The sequence below is a fragment of the Streptomyces sp. NPDC059853 genome (assembly GCF_042731495.1).
Taxonomy (GTDB): domain Bacteria; phylum Actinomycetota; class Actinomycetes; order Streptomycetales; family Streptomycetaceae; genus Streptomyces.
In genome coordinates this window covers 1-4,325 of record NZ_JBHWJL010000378.1, presented here as the reverse complement: position 1 = coordinate 4,325, position 4,325 = coordinate 1, and the positions used below count along the sequence as shown (strand labels likewise).

5 protein-coding genes are annotated in these 4,325 nt (G+C 71.8%); all 5 read left to right on the top strand.

What is annotated here, in order from left to right:
• The first annotated feature begins 442 nt into the window (after positions 1-442).
• Positions 443-859: a hypothetical protein gene (locus ACFV5N_RS25255; RefSeq protein ID WP_346069728.1), complete on the top strand. Its 417-nt coding sequence runs from the start codon at positions 443-445 to the stop codon at positions 857-859.
• Between the two features lie 216 nt (positions 860-1,075).
• Positions 1,076-1,888: an ABC transporter ATP-binding protein gene (locus ACFV5N_RS25250; protein WP_385604090.1), complete on the top strand. Its 813-nt coding sequence runs from the start codon at positions 1,076-1,078 to the stop codon at positions 1,886-1,888.
• A complete protein-coding gene (locus tag ACFV5N_RS25245; RefSeq protein ID WP_385604087.1) occupies positions 1,885-2,640 on the top strand; it encodes an ABC transporter permease in 756 nt (251 codons plus the stop codon). The genes ACFV5N_RS25250 and ACFV5N_RS25245 overlap by 4 nt, the downstream gene beginning before the upstream one ends.
• A complete protein-coding gene (locus ACFV5N_RS25240; protein ID WP_346069724.1) occupies positions 2,637-3,440 on the top strand; it encodes an ABC transporter permease subunit in 804 nt (267 codons plus the stop codon). Before ACFV5N_RS25245 ends, ACFV5N_RS25240 begins: the two co-directional genes overlap by 4 nt.
• A 34-nt stretch (positions 3,441-3,474) precedes the next feature.
• Positions 3,475-4,325, top strand: an 851-nt coding sequence (locus tag ACFV5N_RS25235; protein ID WP_385604084.1) for an ABC transporter substrate-binding protein, incomplete at its 3' end; no start/stop codon positions are given.

Sequence of the window (4,325 nt, the reverse complement as noted above, 5' to 3'; positions counted from 1 at the left end):
GTGGGGCAGTCCGCGGGGCAGGTGCGGGCCGCCGCGGGACGCATCGCGGGAGGCGACGCCGGCCGTCGCCTCCCGCCGGAGCCGTCAGGTTGCCCTGCCGTCGCCGGGCCCGATGGGACGCACCGACTCGGGTGATCGCACCTTCCCGCCGTAACGTTCGGACCACGTCTGCCACTGATCCGATCCTCAATCCACCCGGCGACGAGGCGTACCGGATGCCGGGATGCTCCCGCATTCCCGCAACCGCACACCGAGGCCCACGCCGGCCTCGGTGGCACGACGACGGCCGCGCCGAATCCGCCGGTCACGGCTGCGCCGGTCGACTCTCCGCGCTCCGGGCCGCTCCGTTCGCTGTGAATCTTCGGTGTGTGCTTCGCACAGCGAGTCGGTGGCCCCGGACGGTCTTCGTAACGTGGCAGGGGCACTTGTGGGGGAGGCCGAGATGGAGAACGTGGTGTCCGTGGCCGTTGGCGCGGGTTTCGCTCTTGTCGGTGCCGTGTTCGGGGCGTGGTTCACCGCACGCCGGCAGGACCGCCTGTGGATGCGCGACCAGAAGCTGAGGGCCGGAGTCGGTTTCAACACCGCGGTGTCCCAGCTCATCGACTATCTCCGGCACACGCAGCTGAGCGACGGGGGAGTCGGGGCCAACGAGTTGGTGGGGCGGATGCAGGAAGCCCGGTCGGCGCTCTATCTGCTGTGCTCCGAGGACACGGTCGTCGTCGCCGACGCTCTCGCGCGGCGGGTCTGGAGTTCCCGGCCCAGCGAGGGCGCTGCCGAGGCCCGTGCCGAGCACAGGGAGACACTGGATCTCCTCCGCCGCTTCACGCAGCAGCTCAGGCAGGAGATCGCCCGGACCTGAGCCGGTTCGCCGACGGCCCGTCGGCCACCGCCCCCTGGACATCGCGGTGCTGCAGTCGGCGCCGGCGGGCGAGCCCACCGGGCCTTTGCCTTTCTCCCGCGCCGGTCAGGACCGGCCCGCGGGAAACCGTTACACGCACCGCTCACCGCGTCATTCGCCTGTCATACGTGCCTCGTAGCTTTTGGATCCAATCTTGGATCCAAAGCGAGGAGGGACATGGTTCCGCCAACGGCACCCGGGATTCACCTCGAGAACCTCACGAAGACGTTCCGCGCCGGACGTCGCGAAGTCCGCGCCCTGGACGGCGTCGGCATCCACTCCCGGGAGGGGGAGTTCGTCTCCCTCCTGGGGCCGTCGGGGTGCGGGAAGAGCACCGTCCTGCGCATCCTGGCCGGGCTGGAGGCGCAGTCGTCCGGCGAGGCACTGGTGCACGGCGAGACCCCTGCCGAGATGCGCAAGCACCACCATCTCGGCATCGCCTTCCAGGACAGCGCCCTGCTGCCGTGGCGGTCCGTGCGCTCCAACATCCGGCTGCCGCTGGAGATCGCCGGCCGCCGGGAGGACGACGGCCTGATCCAGGAACTGATCGACCTGGTGGGCCTCACCGGGTTCGAGGACGCCCGTCCCGGCCAGCTCTCCGGCGGCATGCGCCAGCGGGTGGCGATCGCCCGTGCCCTGGTCGTGAAGCCCCGGATCCTGCTGCTGGACGAACCCTTCGGCGCACTCGACGACATGACCCGGCAGAACCTCAACCGCGAACTGCTGCGCATCTGGACCGAGCGCCCGGCCACGACGCTGATGGTGACCCACGGCATCGCCGAGGCGGTGTTCCTCTCCGACACCGTGGCCGTGATGTCGGCCCGTCCGGGGCGGGTCCAGGAGGTCGTGCCCATCGGCCTGCCCCGTCCACGGACGGCCGAGCTGACGCGCACCCCGGAATTCCACGGCTACGTGGACCGGCTCTCCGCCCTCCTGTTCCAGGACGCGGGCGACGCCCGCGCGGCCGCAGGGGCGGGCGGTCCCCGGTGAGCGCGGCACCGGCGCTGCGCACGGCCGGCACCGCACTGGTGCTCCTCGCCTGGCAGGCCGCCGGGGCGACGGGCGTCATGGGGCCGGCGATCGCGCCGCCCACGCGGATCGTCTCCGGCATGCTGTCCGACGGCGCCGCCTTCTACGGCGCGCACATCCCCATCACGCTCCAGTCCGCGGCCGCCGGCTACCTGTGGGGCAATCTGATCGCCATCGCCTGCGCCGCGACGGTCATCGCCGTCCCCTGGCTGGAGAAGGTCATCCTGCACGTGGGGATCGCCTCGGCCTGCATCCCGCTGATCGCCGTGGCGCCCATCCTGGCGGCGATGTTCAGCGGTCCGGAGACCTCGGCGATCATGGCGGGGCTGTCGGTCTTCTTCACCACTCTGGTCAGCACCGTCAACGGTCTCCGGCAGGCGGCCCGCACCAGCCAGGACCTGGTGCGGGCCTACGGAGGCGGGCGTTACCTGGTGCTGCGCAAGGTCCAGTCGCCGGCCGCGCTGCCGGGCATCCTCACCGCCCTGCGCATCGCGGTGCCCGCCGCGCTGCTGGGCACCGTGATCGGTGAGTTCATGGGCCAGGAACGCGGCCTGGGCGCGGCACTCGTCGTCGCCCAGCAGACCAGCGACGTGGAGCGCACCTGGGGCATCACCCTCGTGTGCGCCACGGTGGCCCTGATCGCGTTCCTCGGGGTCGGCCTCGTGGAACGACTCGCCACCCCGTGGGCCGCGCGGGCCCGGGAGGCGTCATGACCTCCCCGCCCCTCCCGAGCCGGCACCGCCGGGTCGCCGGCCGGGCCGCGCGCGGCGCGCTCGTCCTCCTCGGCAGTGTGACCGCCGTCGTCGCCGGCTGGATGATCTTCCTGCGGACGGTGGACGTGAGCCCGTACGTCGCCAAGTCACCGCTCGACGTGTGGAACTACCTGTCCGTCGCGGAGCACCGCGCCGCCATGTGGCCACTGCTGGGGCGCACCCTCACCGACACCGCCCTCGGGTTCGCCTCCGGGCTGCTGCTGGCCGCCGCCGTCGCCACCCTCCTGGCCTTCTCCCGTCCTCTGGAGGAGATGTTCCTCCCGACCCTGACCACCCTGCGGGCCATCCCCATGGTGACGCTCGCCCCGATCATCGTGCTGGCCCTGGGGCGCGGCACGGCCGGGACGGCGTTCATCGGCGCCGCGGTCGTCTTCGTCCCCGCCCTGCTGACGATGCTGCAGGGGCTGCGGGCCGCCCCGCGGACCGATCTGGACGTGTGCCGCGCGTTCGGCGGCTCCGCATGGACGGCCTACGTCAAGGTCGGCCTTCCGCACGCCGTCCCCACCTGGTTCACCGCCGCGCGCATCACCGTGACCACGTCCGTCGTCGGCGCGCTGCTCGCCGAATGGCTCGCCTCCGGCGCCGGCCTCGGCGGCCAGATGATGCGGGACGCCAACGAGTTCCAGTTCGCCCGCCTCTGGTCCTCGGTGGTCGTCCTGACCGCCGTCTGCGTGGCGATCCACCAAGTGCTGGCGCTCATCGAACGTGCCGTCTCCTCCCGTATGACCGCCACGCGTTGACGCCCACCACTCAGCCCACGGAACGGAGCACACCATGACCGCACCCACCCGCGGACCGTCCGGTCGGCGCCAATTCCTGACCGGCGGCCTCGCCCTGGGCTGGCTCGCCCTGGCCGCGGGCCCGCTGGCCGCCTGCGACCCGGCGGAACCCGGCAGCCCCTCCCAGGATCCGGGCACGGCCGGGTTCGGGATCGCCTCCCAGCGCCTGGCCTGGGTGAAGAACACGCAGTTCGCCGGAAGCTTCCTGGCGGACCGGAACGGCTACTACCAGGAGGAGGGCTTCAGCGGCAGCGACCTCATCTCGGGTGGGCCGACCGCCCCGCCGATCGAATCCGATGTCCTGAGCGGCACCTTCGCCGGCGTGTCCCAGATCGCGGGGGTGGGCGCCGCGATCGCCGAGGGCGCCCCTCTGAAGATCATCGGTGCTGTCTACCAGCGCAACGCGAGCTGCGTCATGTCCATGGGCGACCGCCCGATCCGCACCCCGCGGGATCTCTACGGCAAGACCATCGGCTGCTCCTCCTCCAGTGAGCCGCTGTGGCGGCTGTTCCTCGCGGCGCTCGGCCTGGACGAGTCCCGGATCACCACGGTGCCCGTGCAGGGCGACCCCATCGGCATGACCGAGGGCGAGATCGACGGCTACCTCGGCTACACCAACAACCAGCCCCTGGAGCTGCGCAACCGCGGCTTCGAGATCGAGGAGATGCTGCTGGCCGACGTCGGTTTCCCCCTGGTCGGCCAGACCTACGTCACCACGCAGGAGAACATCGGCCGGAACCGCGAGAAGGTCAAGGCGTTCCTCCGCGCCGAGATCCGCGGCTGGAAGGACGTGCTGGCCGATCCGGAGCTGGCGGCCCGGGTCACCGTGGAGGAGTACGGCCGCTG

What these genes read in the sequence shown, in the direction of transcription:
- ACFV5N_RS25255 (WP_346069728.1), top strand. Translation starts at nt 443, where the DNA reads ATGGAGAACGTGGTGTCCGTGGCCGTTGGCGCGGGTTTCGCTCTTGTC.
- ACFV5N_RS25250 (WP_385604090.1), top strand. Translation starts at nt 1,076, where the DNA reads ATGGTTCCGCCAACGGCACCCGGGATTCACCTCGAGAACCTCACGAAG.
- ACFV5N_RS25240 (WP_346069724.1), top strand. Translation starts at nt 2,637, where the DNA reads ATGACCTCCCCGCCCCTCCCGAGCCGGCACCGCCGGGTCGCCGGCCGG.